Genomic DNA, 593 nt, shown 5'->3' on the forward strand with positions numbered 1-593 from the left:
TTACAAGCGTGTGGAAAAGAATGAAAAAGTTGAAAATAGCGAGGCTGCTCTTGATAGGGTGGCTGAAATCAAGCAAGCTATTGAAAATAACCAGTATAAAATCAACTTGCATGGGACTTCTCACAAAATGGCGCAGGATTTATTGGGGATAGGATAAGGGGTTTAAGGACTTCATTTCTAGGGGGGGTTATTCTTGCCATTGTCTTGTTTTTCATTAAATTTTAGCTTCTTTGTGTTTTGAGTTTTTTGCTCTCTTAAATAGGGCATGTTTTTGTTGCGTGTTAGGAATGATTGATTGGGAATTTTAACTTTTATGGATTTTTGTTCTGGTATTGGTGGAGGCCGTTTGGGCTTGGAGCAATGCCATCTAAAATGCGTAGGGCATGCAGAAATCAATCATGAAGCCCTTAGAACTTATGAATTATTTTTTAAAGATACCCATAATTTTGGGGATTTGATGCGAATCAACCCTAATGATTTACCCGATTTTGATGCGCTCATTAGCGGGTTTCCTTGTCAAGCTTTTTCTATCAATGGCAAAAGGAAGGGGCTTGAAGATGAGAGAGGGACTATTATTTATGGGCTTATTCGCA

2 protein-coding genes are annotated in these 593 nt (G+C 38.3%); both read left to right on the forward strand.

Features of this window, described 5'->3' with window-relative positions:
- Window positions 1–10: 10 nt before the first annotated feature.
- Window positions 11–157 carry a flagellar biosynthesis anti-sigma factor FlgM gene (locus tag IEY73_RS34755; RefSeq protein WP_505744161.1) on the forward strand — a complete coding sequence of 49 codons (147 nt, stop codon included), beginning with the start codon at window positions 11–13 and terminating at the stop codon, window positions 155–157.
- 156 nt (window positions 158–313) lie between these two features.
- Window positions 314–593: DNA (cytosine-5-)-methyltransferase (dcm, locus tag IEY73_RS34760; RefSeq protein ID WP_229716451.1), on the forward strand; the 280-nt coding region annotated here is incomplete at its 3' end.

The organism is Mangrovihabitans endophyticus (genome assembly GCF_014646155.1).
GTDB classification, from domain to species: Bacteria; Actinomycetota; Actinomycetes; order Mycobacteriales; family Micromonosporaceae; genus Actinoplanes; species Actinoplanes endophyticus.